The sequence below is a fragment of the Pseudomonas sp. H1_D04 genome, assembly GCF_054683855.1.
In genome coordinates this window covers 5,956,732-5,978,281 of the sequence record NZ_CP162826.1, presented here as the reverse complement: position 1 = coordinate 5,978,281, position 21,550 = coordinate 5,956,732, and the positions used below count along the sequence as shown (strand labels likewise).

The 21,550-nt window shown below is 59.3% G+C and carries 20 protein-coding genes; 6 read left to right on the top strand and 14 right to left on the bottom strand.

What is annotated here, in order from left to right:
• The first annotated feature begins 167 nt into the window (after positions 1 to 167).
• Positions 168 to 659, top strand: coding sequence for a GNAT family N-acetyltransferase (locus tag AB4N82_RS27750; protein ID WP_095185912.1), 492 nt, complete (start codon positions 168 to 170; stop codon positions 657 to 659).
• Between the two features lie 100 nt (positions 660 to 759).
• Here AB4N82_RS27750 and AB4N82_RS27745 read toward each other — a convergent pair whose 3' ends face one another.
• The 4 genes from AB4N82_RS27745 to AB4N82_RS27730 form a co-directional block, all read right to left on the bottom strand.
• Positions 760 to 969 (bottom strand): hypothetical protein, encoded by a 210-nt coding sequence (locus tag AB4N82_RS27745; RefSeq protein WP_095185911.1) that lies wholly within the window; start codon positions 967 to 969, stop codon positions 760 to 762.
• Between the two features lie 144 nt (positions 970 to 1,113).
• Positions 1,114 to 3,342, bottom strand: a complete 2,229-nt coding sequence (locus AB4N82_RS27740; protein WP_122757126.1) for a TonB-dependent siderophore receptor — start codon at positions 3,340 to 3,342, stop codon at positions 1,114 to 1,116.
• A gap of 114 nt (positions 3,343 to 3,456) precedes the next feature.
• Positions 3,457 to 5,214: a phosphoethanolamine transferase CptA gene (locus AB4N82_RS27735; RefSeq protein WP_032887059.1), complete on the bottom strand. Its 1,758-nt coding sequence runs from the start codon at positions 5,212 to 5,214 to the stop codon at positions 3,457 to 3,459.
• A 161-nt stretch (positions 5,215 to 5,375) separates the two neighbouring features.
• Positions 5,376 to 5,555 (bottom strand): DUF6026 family protein, encoded by a 180-nt coding sequence (locus AB4N82_RS27730; protein WP_256226376.1) that lies wholly within the window; start codon positions 5,553 to 5,555, stop codon positions 5,376 to 5,378.
• A gap of 272 nt (positions 5,556 to 5,827) precedes the next feature.
• Between AB4N82_RS27730 and gnd the strand changes: the two genes are divergently transcribed.
• Genes gnd through AB4N82_RS27715 form a run of 3 tightly spaced genes read left to right on the top strand, consistent with a single transcriptional unit; the run spans position 5,828 to position 9,152 of the window.
• Positions 5,828 to 6,811 (top strand): phosphogluconate dehydrogenase (NAD(+)-dependent, decarboxylating), encoded by a 984-nt coding sequence (gene gnd / locus AB4N82_RS27725; protein WP_032887058.1) that lies wholly within the window; start codon positions 5,828 to 5,830, stop codon positions 6,809 to 6,811.
• Entirely contained in the window at positions 6,808 to 8,331 is a 1,524-nt protein-coding gene (gene zwf / locus AB4N82_RS27720; protein WP_099602905.1) for a glucose-6-phosphate dehydrogenase, read from the top strand. Before gnd ends, zwf begins: the two co-directional genes overlap by 4 nt.
• Positions 8,328 to 9,152, top strand: coding sequence for an HAD family hydrolase (locus AB4N82_RS27715; protein WP_460103969.1), 825 nt, complete (start codon positions 8,328 to 8,330; stop codon positions 9,150 to 9,152). The genes zwf and AB4N82_RS27715 overlap by 4 nt, the downstream gene beginning before the upstream one ends.
• 67 nt (positions 9,153 to 9,219) lie before the next feature.
• On the opposite strand, the gene AB4N82_RS27710 is transcribed toward AB4N82_RS27715, so the two are convergent.
• Positions 9,220 to 9,480 (bottom strand): hypothetical protein, encoded by a 261-nt coding sequence (locus AB4N82_RS27710; protein WP_032887053.1) that lies wholly within the window; start codon positions 9,478 to 9,480, stop codon positions 9,220 to 9,222.
• Between the two features lie 357 nt (positions 9,481 to 9,837).
• Here AB4N82_RS27710 and AB4N82_RS27705 point away from each other — a divergent pair, with 357 nt between their 5' ends.
• Entirely contained in the window at positions 9,838 to 11,163 is a 1,326-nt protein-coding gene (locus AB4N82_RS27705; protein WP_032887052.1) for a sigma-54 dependent transcriptional regulator, read from the top strand.
• Between the two features lie 110 nt (positions 11,164 to 11,273).
• Here AB4N82_RS27705 and AB4N82_RS27700 read toward each other — a convergent pair whose 3' ends face one another.
• From AB4N82_RS27700 to AB4N82_RS27670, 7 genes are all read right to left on the bottom strand, one after another.
• On the bottom strand, positions 11,274 to 12,581 hold the full coding sequence (locus AB4N82_RS27700) for an autotransporter outer membrane beta-barrel domain-containing protein (RefSeq protein WP_122753571.1): 1,308 nt from the start codon (positions 12,579 to 12,581) through the stop codon (positions 11,274 to 11,276).
• Between the two features lie 49 nt (positions 12,582 to 12,630).
• Entirely contained in the window at positions 12,631 to 13,374 is a 744-nt protein-coding gene (locus AB4N82_RS27695; protein ID WP_095185906.1) for a hypothetical protein, read from the bottom strand.
• A gap of 38 nt (positions 13,375 to 13,412) precedes the next feature.
• On the bottom strand, positions 13,413 to 14,093 hold the full coding sequence (locus AB4N82_RS27690) for a C39 family peptidase (RefSeq protein ID WP_122764295.1): 681 nt from the start codon (positions 14,091 to 14,093) through the stop codon (positions 13,413 to 13,415).
• 61 nt (positions 14,094 to 14,154) lie between these two features.
• Positions 14,155 to 14,898 (bottom strand): hypothetical protein, encoded by a 744-nt coding sequence (locus AB4N82_RS27685; RefSeq protein WP_122764294.1) that lies wholly within the window; start codon positions 14,896 to 14,898, stop codon positions 14,155 to 14,157.
• Between the two features lie 67 nt (positions 14,899 to 14,965).
• Positions 14,966 to 15,514 carry a hypothetical protein gene (locus AB4N82_RS27680; protein ID WP_032887046.1) on the bottom strand — a complete coding sequence of 183 codons (549 nt, stop codon included), beginning with the start codon at positions 15,512 to 15,514 and terminating at the stop codon, positions 14,966 to 14,968.
• Positions 15,514 to 15,963: a hypothetical protein gene (locus tag AB4N82_RS27675; RefSeq protein WP_032887045.1), complete on the bottom strand. Its 450-nt coding sequence runs from the start codon at positions 15,961 to 15,963 to the stop codon at positions 15,514 to 15,516. Before AB4N82_RS27675 ends, AB4N82_RS27680 begins: the two co-directional genes overlap by 1 nt.
• 327 nt (positions 15,964 to 16,290) lie before the next feature.
• The gene (locus AB4N82_RS27670; protein WP_095185903.1) at positions 16,291 to 17,286 is read right to left on the bottom strand and encodes a FecR family protein; all 996 of its coding nucleotides are present in this window, start codon (positions 17,284 to 17,286) and stop codon (positions 16,291 to 16,293) included.
• A 141-nt stretch (positions 17,287 to 17,427) separates the two neighbouring features.
• On the opposite strand from AB4N82_RS27670, the gene AB4N82_RS27665 reads away from it, so the two are divergent.
• Positions 17,428 to 17,697, top strand: a complete 270-nt coding sequence (locus tag AB4N82_RS27665; protein ID WP_016979404.1) for a PepSY domain-containing protein — start codon at positions 17,428 to 17,430, stop codon at positions 17,695 to 17,697.
• A gap of 21 nt (positions 17,698 to 17,718) precedes the next feature.
• Here the strand turns inward: AB4N82_RS27665 and AB4N82_RS27660 are convergent, their stop codons facing one another.
• Both AB4N82_RS27660 and AB4N82_RS27655 read right to left on the bottom strand, forming a co-directional pair.
• A complete protein-coding gene (locus AB4N82_RS27660; protein WP_460103964.1) occupies positions 17,719 to 18,972 on the bottom strand; it encodes a hypothetical protein in 1,254 nt (417 codons plus the stop codon).
• Positions 18,878 to 21,550 carry a dermonecrotic toxin domain-containing protein gene (locus AB4N82_RS27655; RefSeq protein WP_460103962.1) on the bottom strand — a complete coding sequence of 891 codons (2,673 nt, stop codon included), beginning with the start codon at positions 21,548 to 21,550 and terminating at the stop codon, positions 18,878 to 18,880. Before AB4N82_RS27655 ends, AB4N82_RS27660 begins: the two co-directional genes overlap by 95 nt.

Genomic DNA, 21,550 nt, shown 5'->3' with positions numbered 1-21,550 from the left:
GCAGGGCAACCTCCTAAATCTGCCGCCAGCGCTTTTTCGTCGGCATGAACCTCGCGCTTTCTGGCAGATATTTGTAGTTTTTCTCCTTCATCTACCGCCAACTCCACGCTTACAATCGAGCCCCTCAAAGGGAGCCGATTCCCTTGTTGTCGTGATCGAGGAAGGCAATGGAAACCCCAGATATCCTGGTGCTGCAAGCCAGCTACACCAACCCCGTGCACGCTGAAGCCATAGGCCGCGTGCTCAACCACTACGCACAAGACCCCATGGGCGGAAGCCATAGCCTGCCCGCTGACCTTCTAGAACAACTGCCAGCCGAATTGGCCAAGCGCCCCCATGCCTTCAGTGTGCTGGCGTTCGTCGGCGGCGTGCCAGCGGGGCTGGTGAATTGTTTTGAGGGGTTCTCCACCTTTGCCTGCCGTCCACTGGTCAACATTCATGACGTGGTGGTGATGAATGAGTTCCGCGGCCTGGGCCTGAGTCAGAAAATGCTGCAAAAGGTCGAGGAAATTGCCCGCCAGCGCGGTTGCTGCAAGATCACCTTGGAGGTGCTTGAGGGTAATGCTATCGCTCAGTCGGCGTATCGAAAGTTTGGTTTTGATGATTCAAAGTTTGATCCGGCTCATGGCCGTATGCTGTTCTGGAACAAGCCGCTTTAATAAATAACAGGCAAAAAAAGGGCGCCATTAAATGGCGCCCAATAAACCTTTGCCAACGGAGCGGAATGGCCCAGGGTGTTGCGGATTAACTAAACATTAATTAACTCTTCGGTTGTTCCTGATTGGTGGTGCTGGTCTTGGAAGACGTGTCGTCGGCGGATGCTGTTTGCTCGTTAGTGCCGTGAACCTTCTGCTGCATGAAGGTGAAGTTGTTGTAGTACTCCTTCGCGCGCTCCGAGCCATCTTCTGCAAAAGCGGCGGCGGAGGCTAGGGTCATCAGGCTGGCAAGCATCAAAGTCGAGAGTTTCATCGGGGTATTCTCATTAAGTGTGATCGGTTATCCGTTCTGTCCTTGAGCAGAGTCATGGGGCGATTTTGCAGCGATCTTATTAAGTGGGAATTAACTCGAGAAACGTCCGAAGTTAACAATTTCGTTAACTTCGGGTTGTGCGCTTTAAAGTCTCCAGTCCAAGGCCAACGTAATGGCGCGCGGGTCACCCCAGTACACGCCGTTATAGAAGCCGACACGCTCGTAATATTTTTTATCAAACAGGTTGTTGACGTTAAGCGACGCCGAAACATGGTCGTCGAATTGATAGCGGGACATGAGGTTAACCACGGTGTAGGCCTGCTGCGTGATTTTTGCCCGGGTGGTGATCGGGTCGCCATCGGTATCGCGCGCACCGGTCGGTCGATTGCTGAAATCATAGAAATCGCTTTGCCAGTTCACGGCGCCGCCGACGGTGAGGTTGCGCCATGTACCCGGCAGGCGGTAAGCGCTGGATACTTTCAGCAGGTTCAGCGGCTGACCCGTGTTATTGCGGTTGCCCGAACCGTTGACCGAATGGGTGTAGGTGTAGCCTGCCGTGAGGTTCCAGTCGGGCATCACTTCCCCGGACGCTTCTAGTTCGAAGCCGTTCACTTTGTTGCCTTTGCCGCCTGACTTGTAATATTCCTCGCCGGTCCTTGGGTTGCGTGGCACCGAGTAATCGCGCTCGGCAACGTTGTCCTGAGTACTCCAGAAATACGCCGCCGCCAGGTTCAGGCGCTCTTGCAGCACACTCCCCTTGATGCCCACTTCGTAGTTGCTGCCCACCACCGGCTCAAGGAATTTCTTGTTGGCATCCTTGAGGCTTTGGGGTTTGAAAATATCGGTGTAGCTGGCGTAGACGGTGTACTCCGGTGTTATGTCGTAAAGCAGCCCGGCATAGGGCGTCCACATGTCGTTGTGGGTCTGGCTGGTTTTGCCAGCGGCGGTCAGTTGGTCGTTGTCGTCGTATCGAGGGGCTGCGCTTTTCAGTTCCCAACTGCCATAGCGGCTGCCCAGTACCGCATGCAGGCGGTCGGTGAGACTCAGTCGCGTAGCCAGGTAGCCGGCCTTCTGTTCCTTGCTGCTGTGTTCGCCTTTGAGGCCGGTGACGGTGTCGCCGAACTTAGCGATCCCGCCCATGTATTTCCAGTCTTCAATGCTGTAGTAGCCGGCTGGGATGTTCTCGCGCATAAACGGCGAACTGTCCCGTTGCGCGGCCTCGCCGTAGCCCATCATCAAGGCGTGTTCGCGGCCCAGCAACTGATAGCTGCCGGCCAGGTTGAGGTCGATGGCTTCCATCCGCGAGGTGCCGCGCATGTGGCTCGCCCAGGCGGTCATGCCGCTGCGGTCGTCGTTGGGGAAACCCGAGCCGCCGTAGTAGACCTTGCCATCTGTGTCGCTCTGGCGATGGGTGTAGGCGGCTTTGATATGCCAATCGCCGCCCAGTCGATGTTCGAGGGTCGCGAAAGTGGTCTTGTCCGTCAGCGGCCAGGAACTCCAGTGCGCGGCCATGTTGGTGGAGCGCGACAGCCCGGCCTTGCCGCCCTGGCTGTTCCAGTACGGCACGGTGCCCCAGGAAGTGCCCTGGACTTGTTTGTTCTGGTAATCAAAACCTACGGCCAGCACGGTGTCGTCTGACAGATCGCCTTCGAGAATGCCGTAGCCGACCTCCCGCTGTAGCTCATAGTTGTCACGGAAGGATTGGCTGTCGCGATAGGCCAGCACGGTACGCCCGCGCAACTTGCCGTCGAACGCCAGCGGGCCGCCCACGTCCACGTAGCTGTAATAGTTGTCATGGCTGCCCGCGCTTACGCCGGTTTTCGCCTGCCACTGGGCGGTGGGGCGCTTGCGTACCATGTTGATAGTGGCTGAAGGGTCGCCCGCTCCGGTGGTCAGGCCCGTGGCGCCGCGCACCACTTCGATGTGGTCGTAGATGATGGTGTCAGCGTCGGACTTCATGTAGCCGAAGGTGTTGAGCATCCCGTCAATCTGGAAATTGGTGATGCCATAGCCGCGAGAGGAGTAGGACACGCGGTCTGAGTCGTTGTGCTGCACGTTGATACCAGTGGTCTGGCGCAGCACGTCGGTCAAGGTGTTGAGATTGAAATCGTCCATCTGCTGGCGCGTGATCACCGAAATCGACTGCGGAGTTTCTTTCACGGACAGGTTGAGGCGGGTGGCGGTGCTCATCGAACCGGTGGTGTAGGCACCGGTGTGCTCAGTGGTCGCGCCCAGGCCTTCGGCGGTGATGCGGGTGGCGCCGAGTTCGAGTTGGGTCTGTTCGGGGTCGGTTTCAGCCAGCAGGTCCGGGCTCAGCGCGGCGCTGAACAGGCCGAGCGTGAGGGTCATGGAGCGGGTAATTGGCGCGAACATCGCGTGAGACTCCTTGTCGTCTTTGCGGCCGCCCCGGAAAGGGAAGGCCTTGGCTCAAAGACGAAAGGAGGAGCGGAACTTTAGGGTTAAACGAGAATGATTGTTATCTTTCTGTTACGAACCCGGCGCTTCCTGGAGCACCACATCGGTCGGGCCAACCTTCTTCGGCTTGATCAGGCTGAAGTCGATCAGGGCCTTCTGCTGGCGCAAGTACGGGTTGCCGATCAGTTGCGGACGTGCTTTGAAACTGTCGCTCACCAGGCTTTTGCTGCGGTCGATTTCATCGGAGCTCAACCCGGCCAGGTCGGCCCAGGTGTGGATCAACTGCGAGCTGGTGTAAGGGCGTTGCAGATCGCCGGCGAAACTCCAGTCATGGCTCTCACGCCATTTCGGCGAGGCGTAGGCCATGAAGGGAATGGTGTACATCGGCGCAGTCGGTTTGCCTTCGTTACGTCCCAGTGTGGCGTGGCCGGCGGAGTCGAATACGTCTTCACCGTGGTCGGACAGGTATAGCAGGAAGCCGTTTGGATCGGTCTTTGCGTAATCCTTGATCAGGCTCGACACCACGAAGTCGTTATACAGCACGGCATTGTCGTAGCTGTTGTAGGTGGGCAATTGATCATCGCTGATGCCTGCCGGTACGCCTTGGCGATCGGTGAATTTGTCGAACGTCGGCGGGTAACGGTACTGGTAGCTCATGTGAGTGCCGAGCAGGTGCACCACAATGAACTTGCGCTCCGCTGGATCGGCCAGGGCCTTGGAGAATGGCGCGAGGACGTCACCGTCGTATTGGCGTGCGTTCTGGTTGCGGTTGTTGTTCAGGTACACCTGTTCGTCGGCCTGTTCGGAAAAGGTCGTGAGCATGGTGTTGCGCTTGGTCATGGTCTGCTGGTTGGTGATCCAGTAAGTCTTGTAGCCGGCCTGTTTCATCACGCTGACAATCGACGGGGTTTTCAGGTACAGGTCCGGGTTCTCTTCATCGGCGAACGTCAGCACCTGTTGCAGCGCTTCGATGGTGTAGGGGCGCGGGGTGATGACGTTGTCGAACACCGCCAGTTGGTCGCGCAGCTTGTCCAGTTCCGGCGTGGTGTTGCGCGGGTAACCGTAGAGGCTCATGCGCTGGCGGTTGGTAGATTCGCCGATGACCAGCACCAGGGTCGAGGGCTGGCCGGCCATGGTGTCCTTGAGATTGGTCAAGGGCGCAATCTGGCTGGCGCTGTCGAGCATGCCTTGCATGTTGTCGAGTTGTTCGGTGTAGCGGCGATAGGCGACGATCATCTGCCAAGGCACGGCAGGCTCGATGCGCGATTCAAAGCGGTCGATGGCGTCGTCCAGGGTGTCGCTGCGGGCAATTTGCTTGACCAGCGGGTATCCGACAATGGCCACCAGGATCGCCGTTGCCGCCACCAGGGCTTGGCCGCGCGGCAGGTACACCGGTCGCACGCGGGTCCACAGGAAAACCGCGACGGCGGTGTGGGCAATAAAGGCCAGCACGATCCACCAAGCGAAGTATTGGGTGGCGTATTCACCGGCTTCAGAGATGTTCGACTCGAACATGATGAAGATGACGCTTTGGGAAAACTCCTGCTGGTAAATGAAGAAGTAACCCAGGCTTGCCATGGAGCAGGCCCACAGCACCACGCCAATCAGGGCGGCGAGCAAGCGCGTACGGCGTGGGAAAACGAGCAGGGGGGCGAGCCACAGTGCGCTCATGAAGAACGCTTGGCGAAAACCACTGAAGCCGGACGTGCCGCTGAGCTGGATCAGCAGTTGTGTGATGCCGGAGAAGTACCAGAAAAACAGGAATAGCCAGCCAAGACCGGCCCAATCAAAGCCTTTCGCAGACTTAGTGCTGCGTTCGAACATCGCCATCCAGCGCTCCAACCCGGTAGTTTTTCAATCACGCGCAGGGCTGCGCGCAATAGAGGCCACCCTTGCATTGGGGTGGCCCTTGTGGGCGGGAGTATCGGGAAGTGCGTGTGAAAACTTTGTGAGATTTGTGTAGCCGTTATCTTACAAAGTCATGACAGGGCTCAGCAGAGCGCAGGTTGCGCGCCGTAAGGCTGATCCAGCTGGGCTTGAATGATATGAGCACGCAGGCGCATGACCTCCTGCTGCAACTGCTCGCGTTCGTCTTTCAACTGGCGCAGTTCATCGCGACGGAGCGTGACGTAGAGGGTCTGGGGAGGACGGGTCATCTGTGCAGTGCTCATTGCTTACCTCGCAAATAGCCGGTGTGTCGCGGTGTGCCAGAACGCTTGAGTCGAGGTTCTCGGCAACAGTCGGAAGCAATTCTGAATTCTTTTTCAGCGCAATGGAACTTTTTTATTTTTGGTGGTCCTGTGACTTTTGGTGCTGTGATGCTGAAACGATGGCAACTTTTTTGTCATGAAACTACATCGATCTGCCCCTGACTAACCCTCATTAGCCTCATTGCGCTATAAACTATGTCACACATTTATTTAGTAGTTAGGAGCATCAGCACATGCAACTGGGGATTATCGGACTAGGCCGCATGGGCGGGAATATTGCACGGCGCCTGATGCTCAATGGGCATACCACCGTTGTTTTCGACCGTAACGAAGCATTTGTCAAAGGCTTGAGCGAGGAGGGCGCCACTGGCGTTGCCGACTTGAAAGCCCTGGTTGCCGGGCTGCAAAAGCCTCGCGCCGTGTGGGTGATGTTGCCAGCAGGCGACCCCACTGAAAACACCATCAATGAACTCAGTGAGCTGCTCGAAGACGGTGACGTGATCATCGACGGCGGCAACACCAACTATAAGGATGACGTTCGTCGCGGCAAGGCGTTGGCGCAAAAGGGCCTGCACTACGTTGATGTCGGCACCTCTGGCGGCGTCTGGGGCCTGGAACGCGGCTATTGCATGATGATCGGTGGCGATACCGAGACCGTGCAACGCCTTGACCCTATCTTCGCCGCATTGGCACCGGGCCTGGGCAATATCCCGCGCACCAAGGACCGTTCCGCCTCCGCAGATCCGCGCGCCGAGCAGGGTTATATCCACGCCGGTCCTGCGGGTTCCGGGCATTTCGTCAAGATGATCCACAACGGCATCGAGTACGGAATGATGCAGGCCTTCGCCGAAGGTTTTGACATCCTCAAAACCAAGAACTCGGACAACCTGCCGGAAGACCAGCGTTTCGACCTCAACGTTGCCGATATCGCTGAAGTCTGGCGCCGTGGCAGTGTGGTTTCGTCCTGGTTGCTGGACCTGACCGCCGACGCCCTGGCCACCGACCCGAAACTTGAAGGCTACTCGGGTTCCGTCGCCGACAGTGGTGAAGGCCGCTGGACCATCGAAGCCGCCATGGAACAAGCCGTGCCGGTGCCGGTGCTGTCCACCTCGTTGTTCGCGCGGTTCCGCTCGCGCCAGCAGAGCACCTACGGTGACAAGATGCTGTCTGCCATGCGCTTCGGCTTTGGTGGTCATGTGGAGACTTCCAAAAAATGACCGCTAACGGCAAGAAACCCAAGGCCGAACCCGCACCTCCAACCACGCTGTTTCTGTTTGGCGCCCATGGCGATCTGGTCAAGCGCCTGCTCATGCCGGCGCTGTACAACCTCAGTCGTGATGGCCTGTTGGGCGATGGGCTGCGCATTGTAGGCGTTGATCACAACGCCATCAGCGATGCCGACTTCGCCAAGAAACTCGAGGATTTCATTCGCACCGAGGCTGCGAGCAAGGTCAAGGGTAATGGCGAGAACGCTTTGGACCCGGACTTGTGGGCGCAGTTGGCCAAAGGCATCAGCTACGTCGAGGGTGATTTCCTCGACGACAGCACCTACGCCGACATCGCTAGGAAAATCGCCGACAGCGGCACCGGCAACGCTGTGTTCTACCTGGCCACTGCGCCCCGCTTCTTCAGTGAAGTGGTGCAGCGCCTGGGCAGTGCCGGATTGTTGACGGAGACTGATGACAGCTTCCGGCGTGTGGTGATCGAAAAGCCGTTCGGCTCCGACCTCGCCACCGCCGAAGCGCTGAACGCCAGCTTGCTCAAGGTGATGAGCGAGAAGCAGATCTACCGCATTGACCATTATCTGGGTAAGGAAACCGTACAGAACATCCTGATCAGCCGTTTCTCCAACGTGCTGTTCGAGGCGTTCTGGAACAACCATTACATTGATCATGTGCAAATCACCGCCGCCGAAACCGTTGGTGTGGAAACCAGGGGTAATTTCTTCGAAAAAACCGGCACCCTGCGGGACATGGTGCCGAACCACCTGTTCCAGTTGCTGGCGATGGTGGCCATGGAACCGCCCGCCGCATTTGGTGCCGACGCTGTGCGCGGTGAAAAGGCCAAGGTGATTGGCGCGGTACGGCCGTGGTCCCTGGAAGATGCGCGGGCCAACTCGGTGCGTGGGCAGTACACCGCTGGCGAAATCGGCGGCAAGTCGTTGCCGGGCTACCGGGAAGAAGCCAACGTTGCGCCCGACAGCAGCACCGAGACGTTCGTTGCCCTCAAGGTGATGATCGACAACTGGCGCTGGGTCGGTGTGCCGTTCTACCTGCGTACCGGTAAGCGCATGAGCGTGCGCGACACCGAAATCGTGATCTGCTTTAAACCGGCGCCTTATGCGCAGTTCCGCGATACCGAGGTTGATGAGCTCAAGCCCACCTACCTGAAAATCCAGATCCAGCCCAACGAAGGCATGTGGTTTGACCTGCTGGCTAAAAAGCCAGGGCCGACCCTCGATATGGCCAACATTCAGTTGGGCTTTGCCTACAAGGACTTCTTCGAGATGCAACCGTCGACCGGGTACGAAACCCTGATCTACGACTGCATGACCGGCGATCAGACCTTGTTCCAGCGGGCCGACAATATCGAGAACGGCTGGCGTGCCGTGCAGCCATTTCTCGATGCGTGGAAGGAAGACGATGGAATCCAGGCTTACAAGGCCGGTGAAGACGGTCCTGCTGCTGCAGATGCGTTGCTGGCCCGCGATGGTCGCACTTGGCACACCCTGGGATGAGTGATGCCGCGATTCATCCCATCCGTTTCATCCTCAGCGACGTGGACGGCACGTTGCTGCACCCAGATCACCGTCTGAGCCAGCGTACGGTCGATGCGGTCAGTGCGTTGCGCGAGGCGGGGGTGTTTTTCAGCCTCGCCAGCGGGCGACCGCCCAAAGCCATGCTGCACCTGATCGAGACCTTCGGGATCGATGTGCCGGTAGCCGGTTTTAACGGCGGCACCTTGATCAACCCGGATGGCAGCATCCTGGTTGCCCACCATCTGCCGGCGGAGGCGGCGCTGGTCGCACTGGCGATGTTCTCGGCCGAGCCGGACGTGGAACCATGGGTATTTGCCGACGGTGATTGGCTGCGCCGTGGCCCGCCAGGCCCGATGGAACCGCGCGAAGCCCATGGCCTGGGGTATGGGCCAGTGGTGGTGGAGAGTTTCGAGCCGTACCTGGATCGGATCGACAAGATCGTCGCCGCCAGCAACAACGCGCAGTTGTTGGTGGAACTGGAGGCGCGTTTACAGCCCAAGGTGCTAGGCCTGGCGCAGGTATCGCGTTCGCAACCGATTTATCTGGATGTGACGGCCATGCTGGCCAATAAAGGCGAGGCCTTGAAGACCCTGGCGGCGCACCTTGGGGTCCCGCTGGAGCAGACGGCGGCCATCGGCGATGGGGGAAATGACCCGGCGATGTTTCAGGTGGCCGGATTATCGATTGCCATGGGGCAGTCGGAAGAAACCGTCAAGCGCCAGGCCAATGTGGTCACCGGTAGTAATATTGATGACGGTGCTGCAGAGGCAATCGAGCGGTTTATTCTCGCTGCGCGATAAACGTCTTAAGTTCAGTTGCCCAACTTCCGATCAGTGTCTTGCAGTGATCGGAAGTTGGTGCAGCAACTTACTTAGGCATGGCCCAGGACTGCAACTGGTAGCCATCTTTGTCGAGTTCGGCACGGGCCTGCAACAGCAGGTCTTCCAATTGCGCCGGGTCGCTGTAGGTGTTCGATGACAGTTGTTTGCTGCCAATACGGGTATTGGTGCGGTCGATGACGCTCAGGCTCAAGGCGCCGTTGCCATCGTGCCAGGCCACGCACTGAAAGGGCTGAAAAGCACGGTCTGCGATCAAAAGAGCTTCGTTGATGCGGAGCGGGGCGTTCATGTGGGTCTCTCTCTAAATGCCCATTCAAGTGAGTACCGGCGGTTGGGCTGACCGTGCGGCGGGTTACTTGTACTGATGCACGATGACGGGGTACGGGTCACATGTTAGAGCAACAAATTTTAACTTTTCCTGATGACTGTCCTGTAAGCGGCTGTTTTGAAAGCTGAATGAAAGTTTTAGCCGTGCCCAACTCTTTTTGATGGACGCGACAGTGGGTGGCTTTTTGCCCGCACTTATAGCGAAACGGTACAAGGCCCGCGTCAAGATTTTGCTAGTGTTAGCGCTGAGCGCCACAAACCGTTGTTTCTAAATAACTTTACCTCCAGCAATCAACAATTTTGGCGCCAAGGAATAGTCATGGTTGTTACACCTGCGCAACGCCGCTTGCTCGTGGTCGATCCTTGTGATGACTGCCATGGGCTATTGCCCGGTTTGCGCACGGCAGGTTGGGAGGTGGACAGCTGTGCTTTGGAGGCGGTGGGCGACCGGTCGTGTGACTTGGGTTTGCTGCGGTTGCAGCCCTATCACCTGGAGCGCCCCGAAGCGGTCAAGGAATTGATCGGCCGCAGCGGCACCGAGTGGATCGCTGTGCTCAGCCAGGATGTGCTGCGTTTGCAGAATGTCGGTGATTTTGTCTGCGAGTGGTTCTTCGACTTCCATACCCTGCCGTTTGACGTCGCGCGCGTGCAGGTTACCCTCGGCCGGGCCTTTGGCATGGCGCGCTTGCGCGGCAAGGGCAATACACCTGTAAATGAGCCGGAGCACGAACTGCTCGGCGACAGTCGGCCGATTCGCGAACTTCGCAAGCTATTGGCCAAGCTCGCACCCACCGAGTCCCCGGTTTTGATCCGTGGTGACAGTGGCACCGGTAAAGAACTGGTGGCCAAGACCCTGCATCGCCAATCCCAACGCCACGCCAAGCCCTTTGTCGCGATCAACTGCGGCGCGATTCCTGAACACCTCATCCAATCCGAACTGTTCGGCCATGAGAAGGGCGCCTTCACCGGCGCCCATCAGCGCAAGGTCGGGCGCATCGAAGCGGCCCATGGCGGCACGCTGTTCCTTGATGAAATCGGCGATTTACCCATGGAACTGCAAGCCAATCTGCTGCGGTTTCTCCAGGAGAAACAGGTTGAGCGCGTCGGCGGCAGCCAGCCCATCCCCGTGGATGTGCGGGTACTGGCGGCAACTCACGTCGACCTCGAAGCCGCTGTGGCCAAGGGGGCTTTTCGTGAGGACTTGTACTACAGACTCAATGTGCTGCAAGTGGTCACTGCGCCGCTGCGCGAGCGCCACGGCGACGTAGCGATGCTGGCCAACCACTTCTCACGTTTCTACAGCCAGGAAACCGGCCGCCGTCCGCGCAGTTTCAGCGAGGACGCGCTGGTGGCGATGGGGCAACACCCGTGGCCGGGCAATGTGCGCGAGTTGGCCAACCGCGTGCGTCGTGGCCTGGTACTCGCCGAAGGGCGGCAGATCGAGGCTATTGATCTGGGATTGATCAGCGAACAGGCAATTTCGCCACCCCTGTCTACACTGGAAGACTACAAACACCGCGCCGAACGCCAGGCGCTGTGCGATGTGCTCAACCGGCACAGCGATAACTTGAGTGTCGCTGCCCGCGTCCTGGGAATTTCCCGGCCAACGTTCTATCGGTTGCTGCACAAACACCAGATCCGCTAGGGCGGGTAAACCGAAAAGCCCCGCAACGACCCTTATCGTTGCGGGGCTTTTCCTTTTATTACGTTATCGGGAGCAAGCTCCTTTGCCTCAGGAATACACCGTCGGATCAGTTAAAAGTAATACGGAAACTTGAGGCTAAACGTAAAGTCCGGCGCATCATCCGTCATCCCAATCGCCAGGTTCGGCACGATCGTCAAATTATCCGATGCCGCGATCGTCATCCCCACGTTGAAGTACCCGGCGTTCGCATCACTGGACACCACCGACTGCCAGTCGCCGCCATTAGGCTTGAGCCGACTCTTGCGCTGCACCAGGTCCGACACCGAGAACGACATACTCATCTTCTCGTTGAGGGCAAAGGCCACACCGACGCCAAACTGGAAGCTGTCGCCCAGGCTGACCTTGCCGCCGACCTTCTGGTTGACGTCACTGCTGATGTCGTCGAACGAACCCTCGAAGTTGTGGGTGTACGAGAGCGAGCCAAACAACACCGCCGGGTCGAAGGTCTTGACCAGGGAAATCCCCGGCGTGACCGACCAGACCCCGTTACCCGTAGGCAGGCTTTCCGGCACGAACAGGTTGTCGTTGCCGGGTGTGTTGACCAGTTTGATACCAAACGGTTCTTTACCCGTAGGCGCCTTGACCCGCACCGACACCACGGCGTCCGGCAGATTGGGCGTTTCGTCGAGGAATTTGTACGCCACACCAAAGTTGACGTCGCCGATGGTCGGGTCGCGCGTGACCGAGGCTTCCGACGTCGCCGTGCCGTTGTTGCCGGCGCCGGCGGACTGGTAGGTGGAGTCGCGGTACACCACGGGCACGTTCACGTCGAACTGCCAGCGATTATCGAAGTTGTAGCGCCCGGTCAGGTCCAGGGTCCAGTTATCGGACTTGATCCGGTCCAGGTTGATATTGCCGAGGAAAATCGAGTCCAGCGCCAGGAAGCCGTTGAGGGTCAACTGGCGAGCATCGTAACGGGCATAGGTAATACCGGTTTCAAAGCTGAACTTGCCATTCCCGAAAAAGCCGCTGGCTTCGTTATAGAGGTTACTCACACTTTGCGCAGGGGCCGAGTCGTCCTTGAGGGACTGGCCGTAGGAACTGCCGCCACCACCACCGGCGCCGCCGGATGCTGCTGCGGCGCCCGTGCCTGCGACCGTCGCGCCACTGGCTTTCTGAAAGTCTGCCGGCGATTTGGCCAGGCGCTTGGGCGCCGGTGCCGCCGGTTGATCTTCGACCTGTCGTACCCGTTGTTCCAGTACCGCCAAAGCTTTTTGCTGAACGTCATACCGCTGCTTGAGTTCTAGAAGTTCCTGTTTGAGCGTTTCTATATCGGCGTCTGGCGCGGCATACAGAACGGATGCAGGCAAGAGCGTACTTAAACAGACCACCGCATGAAGCGATAACGATCGATGCATGAAATAAGCCGTCCTTTTCTAATGCGTAAGTGTCGAGGGTCAGCGTAGTTCAATAACCGAGGGTGCGTAGGCCTTTGAGTTGGTCCAAGTTGCAGTTCAGCGCACCGTTGTTCAAACCGTTGTTATTCATCACGACGTTGAGCTGGGTCATGTTGTTGACGAAGTTGGTGTTGCCGGTCAAAACCGTACCTTGCAGCACAGTACCGCCGCCGATCTGCTGCAAACTGTTGCCCTGGTTATGGTTGGCCTGGATCGCCATCTGCAAGCCGCCATTGTTGGCCGACACACTCACCCGGCCTGCTGCGCTGTCCCCGGTAACGGTACCGCCGGCGACCAGTACTTGCCCCGATTGCACCGCGTTGGAAGGCGCGAAGCCGTTCTCGACGGTAATGCCTACGTTGTTATATGCGGTGTTGCCATCGCCAGCGGTTCGCACGCTCTGGGTCACGCCTTGGCCACTGCCCAGCCCGGCGCCGCCTGTGACTGTGCCGGTGCCGGTGTTCGGGTTGGTCCCGTTGCCGGTCGAGCCGGTGGTCTGTACGTAGAATTGTGGAGTGATAGTCGAAGAGTCGACCTGCATGCTGGCCTTGCCGGTGATGGTGTCACCCACGGCGTTGGTCCACGTGCTGCTCATGACAATGCCGAAGCTAATGATGCGCCCCGGCATGACGTAGCGGCCGCGCAGGTCGGCCATTTCCGAATCCTTGAGTTCGATCGGTTTGAACCCCGATGAAGCATAAGCGGGCATTGAGGCTGCCAGACACATGACCGTCAGCCAACGGGAAGTGTTCATCTTCTGCTCCTGGAGCGTCCTGCCCCTTATTGCGCTTCTTAGAAGAAGTCGCTCTGGATAAAACCGAAGTCCATCAGCTCGGCATCGCCTACGGGCCTGAACTCATTCAACTGGTTCTTGGCGGTCAGCGGAGTAGGCGGGTCGAGCAAGGCATTGGCCTTGTCGTAACCTTCACCCAGCACAGCGAAGACGATGCCATTCCAGCCCTTGAGGAAGTCGTCACGCGAATAGCGCTTGTGGCCCAATACCGGGTCGCCGATGTAGACCCAGTCCTTGTCCGCGCGCTGCATCACCACGAAGTGCTTGTAGCCACGAATTTCCAGCAGCACCACCACAGGGATCTTCACGGTGACCAGGGTCTCTGGTCCGATCTTGTAGCCCCGGGCACGCATGCCGATGCTTTCGAGGTAGCGCTTCATGTCCAGCATGGAAAAGCCCTGGGTACGTACCAGGTCCTGGTCTGCATTGACCAACATGCCTTTGATGACGTGATCTTCGTCCACGTCCAGCCAGTAACCCTGGCGCAGAATGGTGGCGAGTGCCGCAGCACCGCAGCTGAAATCGGTTTTCTGTTCCACCAGGTTGGCGAACCGGCGCTCACGAATACTCTCGACCTTCTTGTAGATCACTGCACCGCCAGGCAGGGCGGAGATCGCCATGTTGCCTGCCCACGTTGGGCCGGTGAGTAACATCAGGAGGGTGAGGGTCGCGACGCGCATGATCGTGTGACCTGCTGGACACTGGAATAAAAAAGGGCCTTGTTGCCAAGGCCCCGTTGGATCAGAAGCGCACGCCGCTGGCGCAGACGGTGCAACCTTGACCGATCGACAGGCTGTTGCTGCCTTGGTTGCCGCCACCGGATTGCAGGTTCACACCCACGTTGCCAGAGTTGCGGTTAACCGAGTTGTCGAGGCTGGAGTTGTTGGACACGTATTGAGCCTTGCCATGGCCATACCCGTAGCTGGTAGCGGCAGTGTTCAGGTAGCTGTTGGCGAGGGAGTTTTGCTCGGTGTTGGCGGCCGCTGCGATGTTTTTGCCATCAGCAGTGGTGATTGCCAGGTTGTTTTTACCCTGGTTGCCTTGACCGGCCTGGCCGTTGTAACCCAGGTTGCCGGAGTTACCGTTAAGGGAGTTATCCGCAGAGGCGTTGTTCTGGGTGCCTTTGTTGACGAAGTTGTTCAGCGCGCTGTTTTGATTGACATCGACGACAGCGAATACTGTTGCAAAGTCACCCTTGGCGCTGGAGATGGCGCCGGAGTTGTCTGCCTGGTTACCGCTGCCCGACTGAACGTTAACACCGGTGTTGCCGCTGTTGCCGTTTACCGAGTTGTCGGCAGAGGCATTGTTTTCGGTTTTGGTGTCGTCGAACTTGTTGCCTACGCTGTTTTGTACATCGGTAACCACGGACGCAACCACACCAGTTGGTTGAGGCGCAGGGTGCCAACCACCACCTGCCTGAGCAGCAGCAGCCATGAGTGCGGCGAGAGCGAAAACCATTGGTTTCAGAGCCATTTGAGGTTTCATGGTGTTTCTCCTTGCTTCTAATTAGTTGGTTAAGTGTTGGTACGGTCTAACGAGTACTACCAAGCGTTTACTTGATAGTGATGCCTAGGGTGTTAGCCACTCGGTTCCCCACCCCGGCACTCTGGTTCACCTGAATCACTCCTCGGCTGCCTGTGAAGGCCTGGTCGCTGGTAGCGACCTGGCGGCTGCCAGTGGTGGGGGTGAGCCCTGAGTCGGTCAACTGCGTCGAGTTCTGTTGCAACAGGACGCTGTCATCAATGCTTTGCGGGCCAGGGTTGATGCTGATCCGCACGGCATTGACTGATTGGTTATTGGCCCCGGCCGACTGGTTGATACCCAGCACACCGTTGCCGTTGGTAAAAGAGGTGCCATGAATCGCCGCTTTGGCGTTCAGGGACGGGTCGACGCTGCCGTTCTGGCGCTGGATGTTGACGTTGGTGGCCTGGCCACCGAGCGCAATGGCACGGCTGTTGGACATTTGTTGCTGGTTGCCGGCCGCCTGGTTGATCGACACGACACCTTCGTATTGTTGGCCGCTGTTGTTGATCACCGCGGTGTTGTCGGCGAAGACCGGAGCGGCGGCCAGCAGGGCGAGAACGAGCAGGGAGCGGTTCATTACTTGCCCCCCATCATGCTGCCGATGTTGTTCAGCGGCGCCATGCCGCGCTGGATCGAGTCGCTGATCTGTCCACCCATGCTGCTGCCCGCACCGTGGCCGGCGGCAGAGCCGGCCCCCAGGGTGGACATGCTGTTTTGCGTGGCATGCAGGCCGGTCAAGGTGTTGTTCGTCGGAATCGCGCCGACGATGCTGGAGCCGCTGCTGATGCCGCCGATATCCATATCACTGAGCTCGCCGGTTGCACCGATGATGTCGCGGCTGGGATTGGCGTTGGCGGTGGTGGGGTAGGGGTCTTTACCGAAGGCGGCGCGACCGTACATGTGAGCCTGTACGTTGCGCCCTGTCACGATCACGCCATCGCCTGCAAAGCTTGGAACACTGATGCCGACGCTGAGTACACAGCTGATCAGCAGTACGTTCATCGGACCTTGAGTGAGTGTGATCACGGCGGCATTCCCTATTCTTCGCGCTGACCCTAAACAGCGCTGTAAGGGATAGAGCAGAAGCCGTGCCGCTTTTTATTTAGTGTTTATTTTCAATAGGTTGGAATGAATCGAGGGCAAAGTGATGTCAGTGCTGTTTCATGGCTGATACACCTGCGGTCACGGCACGCGCACGCGGCCGTACCACAAACGATTCACCCTGTTGTATCACCGCTGTAACACCGCCCATGACAAATCGATGAATCCGCACAGTACGGGCGCTTCAGAGGCGCCGTGTGTTTCAAAAATGGACACTGCGGGCGCAAAGAGGCCCGGGGATGTGGATCAGGCTCAGCCTTTGGGGGATTGACGCGGAATGGAGTTGAGCACGGGGTTGCCATCCTGGTTCTGGGTCAGATAGACCGGCAGCACCTTGGGCAGGGAGGGGATGAGGTTGTTGACTTCATTGATGTTGTAGATCCCGCCAATGCGAATCGCCCCGGTGCTGGCATCTGCGAGCATCACCGGTTTGTTCAGGTAGCGGTTGATCAGCGGCAACGCGTCGACCAGGGCCAGGTTGTCGAGGATCAGCTTGCCCTGGCGCCAGGCCAGCGCGCTGTCGTTGGGGCTGATCGTGGCGACGCGCGGTGTGGCGTCGCCCAGTTGATAGCTGGCCTGCATCCCGGGGGTAAGCGGCACGCTGCCGTGGATCCGGTCGCTGGAAATCTGGACTGCGCCTTCAAGCAGCATGACCCGCACCTGATCGCCGTATTTCCACACATTGAATTGCGTGCCCGTCACCTGCACCTGGCCTTCGCCGGCACGCACGACGAACGGATGCTCACGGTCGTGGCTGACTTTGAAAAACGCTTCGCCCTTTTTCAGCGTGACCCGACGTTGGTCCTTGTAGTTGCTGTAGACCAGTTCAGTGCCGAGGTTCAGCTCCACTTGACTGCCATCCCCCAACGTCACCTGGCGCAAACCATCGGCGGCTTCAAAGCGCTCGTAGGCATTGGGCAGCCAGCCCGCTTCCCAACCGGTAAAGGCCGCCACCGGTAAGGCTGCCAGGCATATGGCTGCCGCGGCGGCGTAGGTACGTAGCCGACTGCGCGGTTTGAACGGCACCACCAAGGCGGTGGGTTCGTGGCGGGGCAGATGGTCGGCGACGTCCCAGATTTCCAGCATCGCGGCGTATTCGAAGGCGTGCAGCGGGTCGCAATCGTGCCATTGGGCAAAAGCCTGACGTTCACCGGGGGTGCAATCACTTGCATGCATACGCATGCACCAATGCGCAGCGGCGTCGGTGATGGCGTCATATTCGGCTTCTGAAAGGGACTTTTCGCTCATTAACTCATCCTGATTTCCCACATTCTAACCCCCAGGGTGCATCGCGAGAACATCCATCATGGCGATTGCACATCAATTGGAACTTATTCTCGTTTGGAGGCACCTAAAAAATTCAGGACATTCCTACAATGGAGAACGAAAATGCTGAAGAAAACCTTAGTCGCCCTGTGTGCAACCACCGCGCTGCTCAGCGCCGGCGCCGCGCTGGCCGATAAACCGGGTGCGGGCTGGATCACCATCGAGAAGGCCATCGAAGTGGCCAAGACCAAGGCAGGCTATGTCGAGGTCTACGCCGCTGAAGCCGACGACAACGGTTATTGGGAAGTCAAAGGGCGCAAGTCCGACGGCACCGTTTATGAAGCACGTATCGACGGCGCTTCGGGCAATATCCTGCGCGACCAGAAAGACTGATCTACCCCGCCGGGAGCCTGCTCAGGCTCCCGCATCCAGACTGCGCCCCAGCTCGCTGATCATGCAGGTCACCGAGTCGGCGTTGGCCAGAATCGTGTCGATACGCTTGTCGCTGTTGCTCATAAACACCGATCGCGCCTCCTCCAGTGTGCGGGCGCCGGTGGTGCTCAGGACTTTATCGCGCAACGGCGCGGTCAAGCGGCGGCTGCCGAAATCCTCCCATTGCTGGGAAAATGCATCCCAGGTTCTGAACAGCATGCTGGCAGGTGTGGAGATCGACAGTGCGTTATCCCGCAGGTTATCCAGGTCGGTTTTCATCAGCGTGGCGCCGTTGATGGCAACGTTGATGAGGTCCGGGAAGGGCCGCATGCTGTCCAAGTAAGCCAGGTCTTCGGTCAGGGATTTGATGTGGGTGATCTCGTGTATCAGCACCGTGGCGCGCGCATGGGCGCAGATGTTGAACGGGGTGGTCAGACGGTTCTGATAGATGTCCATGGGCGGGTCGAAGAAGCGGTCCAGCAGGTAGATCTTGTGGTCGGCATCGTCGGGCACGACGAAGGCAAAGGAATCGTGGGGGCTGTAGCGATGGGTGCCGCTGACAAACCGCATCGAGTCGGGCCCGATCAGGGTGTGATTGATCAGCTCATCAAGCACCTCGTCAATGCGCCGCTCGACCCTTCGCACTTGTTCGGGCGTCAGCGAGACAACGCCGAAAAATTCACTGAAAAAACGCCCCAGGCGGCTGCTCGGTTCACGAAGCGTGGCGAAGTGCAGCAAGTTGCGCTTGCAGGTCACCGCATAGTAAGTCGCCACATTCAGCGCTTCATCAATGCATTGGGCCTTCCAACTGGATAGCGCGGCGATCTCGCGCATGCCCACGGCTTCAATGTTGATGGCGTCCCGTTCGGCCAGGCGTGTGCTCATTTTGCCGGCGTAGCGGCTCAAGGTTTTGCCGTAGCGTGGGTGATGGCGGTCGAGGTCCAGCGTCCACTGGCCGTGGGCGTTGCGCTGTACATAGGGGCCCAGCCGATCGCCCTTGCTCAGGCGCCAGCGTTCGCCGGCGCGTTTTACCGGATAGACTTTTCCCGCCAGCGGCAGGAAATTGCGCGAGGTGGTGTCATCCCGATACACCTGGTTGGCTGAGCTGAATGACAAGTCGCCGAGGGCGTCATCGTGGTGTTCAAAACCGCGCAACTGCGTGCGTTCGGGCGCGGTTATTGCCAACTCGTCCAGGTTGGCGGCTGCGGGGGCAGGCGCTTGCAGCCACCGCTCCACTGAGGGCTGCTCTGCAGGTGGCGGCGTTCTGTTGCAGGGGCCTGTCCAGCGCTTTGCGCAACGAGGCCAATTCAGCCACGCCGAGGGCGAAGGTTTTCAGTGCGTGCCTCCAGCGGTGCGCCTGCAGGTTTTCGGCGGAGTCTTTGAACAGTTGATAGCTACGCCACACCACCAGCGGATAGGCCAGTTTGCCGGCCAGGAACTGGAGGCCGTTGGGGATTTCCTGAGTGAGCAGGCAAGTGATCGCATCCCAATGGGTCTTGCCCGACGGGGCAAACTGCGCGCCTAGCATCTGCAGCAGCATCTGCACGTTGTCCTCAAACAGTTGCTTGAGTAGGTTGCCGCCCATGGGCGTTGCGCCGAGGGTGATTTCTGCCAGTCCGACGTGCCAGCCCTTGTCCAGCAGGTTGCGATAGGTGGCGCGCTGCGCCCCCTCCAGTTGCCCCACGATCCAGTCCTGCAGTGCGCCGGGGTTGGTGAACTCACTGAGCAGCGCCGCTTCGCTGGCGAATTCCTTCAGCAAATGCTGGGGGCTGAAGGGCGCGTACAGCACCAGCGGCCCGGACGCGCCGGCCTGCGGACCTATCAGGTAGCAACCCAGCGCCCTGGCGCTTGCTGCGCCTTCGGTGGCGATCAACTCCAAGTGGCGGACGGTGGCCGAGCTGCCACTCACGCTGGCACGCGCCACTGCATCGGGCATGTCAAACACTTGCTGGATGAGGCTCCAGGCGTTGGCAGACAGTCGCTCATTGAGCATCTGCTCATGGGCGTATTGCAGGAGTTGCCAGGGTAACTGCCGGCAAAACAGGGTTCGCCGCGCGCGCGCGTCTTCGCTTGGTTGCTTGAGGTGGGTGATAAGCCGTTGCTGGTAGATGCCTTTCAAGTCCAGTTGGCGCACCAGTTGCACGACGGCATCGCCGTCCAGCGCCGCCGGTAACGGCGTGGCGGTGCGCGAGCGTGGCCGGATGCGCTCGGCATGCAGGTCCGGCAAGTGCCGCAGGGCGAAATCGGTGAGGGTCTGCGTGTGGCCGTCCAGGTCAATACGGCAGGGAATCAGGATGTTATCGGGGTTGAGCGCTTGTTGGGCAAAGCGAGCATCGAGCAGGCTCGTCAGCGTGTTAGCGACCTGCTCGCGCAGGGGCGTAATGCTGTGCAGATAGTCACGCTCCTGCGGCGCGCTGAGGCGGTACTGCTCAAGCAGTTCGGCGTGCAGTATCTGTTCATCCGGCGACGCCATGCCCAGCCAGACCGGCAGTGACTGCTGGTGGATCATCGCGTGCGCCATGGCAATCGCCCTGGGCAGGTTGGACGGTGGCGCGCGGCGGATCAAAGCGTCCATGCAATCCTGGAAGCGCTGCACGCCGGGTTTAATTGCCAGCAGATGGTCAATCTCGTCGCGCAGCCAGGCGCTGTAGGAGCGTTGGCGGTTATCCAGTAGATGATCGTCAATGCGTTGCAGCGGGCCCAAGCGGTAGGTCTGGTGGGGCATGCGCCTGGATACCGGCAGGTTTTCGAGCAAGGGCCAGCAGACCAGCGGATCTTGCAAGCGTTGCCCCAGCACCTCACCCAGCGCCTGGATGGATGCAAACGCCTCAAACCCAGAGCGCGGGGTCCACAGCAGGGCCGCGCCGGAGTGATCGGGGTCCAGGCCTCCGCGTTCGGTCAGTACAAAACAGTTGGCCAGGGGCTGGGGCAGGGCGGCTGCGTCACTGCAGAGACTCAGGGCGTATGCGTCCGGCAGGAAGCCGTTGAGCCCGTGACGGCTGGCGCGGCTGCGCAGGCTGTCGGCGTTGAGCACGCAGTCGAGCAGCGCCAGTTGCTGCGGCGACAAACTTTTGTATAACCGGCTCATCTCGGCCTCGCCGCTCAACCCCTGCAACAGGCCGTGGCTTAGATGGGCCTGGTTGTTGTCCAGCAGCAGGTGCGGCAGTTCGCGCAGCTCGTGCTGGGCGAAGGTGCTCATCACCTGCTCGATGATGGCATTGAAGCTATCGACGCTCAGGTTGTGCAGTTGCCGGGCGACGCCTTCACTGCGAAGGCCGTAGAACCAGGTCAGGGCCGAGGGCGTAAGTGCTTCGGCCTGACCGGTCACCCGCGCGATAAAGTGCGCGACCATGCTCGAAGACGCCACGGGCAAGCGCTCCTCACGTTCCTGAGCCGGGGTGGCATAGGTATTGATGCAGACATCGTCGGCGTAGAGCGCCAGCTGTCTTTTCGCCAGCTCCAGGTCCAACGCATGGGCCGCCAGCACGCCCAAGGTCGGATGTTTGCTGCGCCCCATAGCCATGGCGGTCTCAACGGCTTGCAGGCGCTGCAGATGACGTTTGGCGGTTTCCGCCAGCACGGTGCTGGGGTGCCCATTGCCGCTGGACACGGGGTGTACCGACCAGCGCCCGCCGGCGTCCTGCACCAGCAGACGGCTATCGAGCAGGGTGCGCACGTCCAGCGCATGGTCGAGCAGCGCGGCGAGGTCGATGTCGCTGGCGCTGCGGCGGTACACGCCGAGGGCATGCTCAAGGTTGTCGAACTGCTTGGCGACGATGTCTTCGAGCATGTCCTGGAAGACATCGCCCTGCAT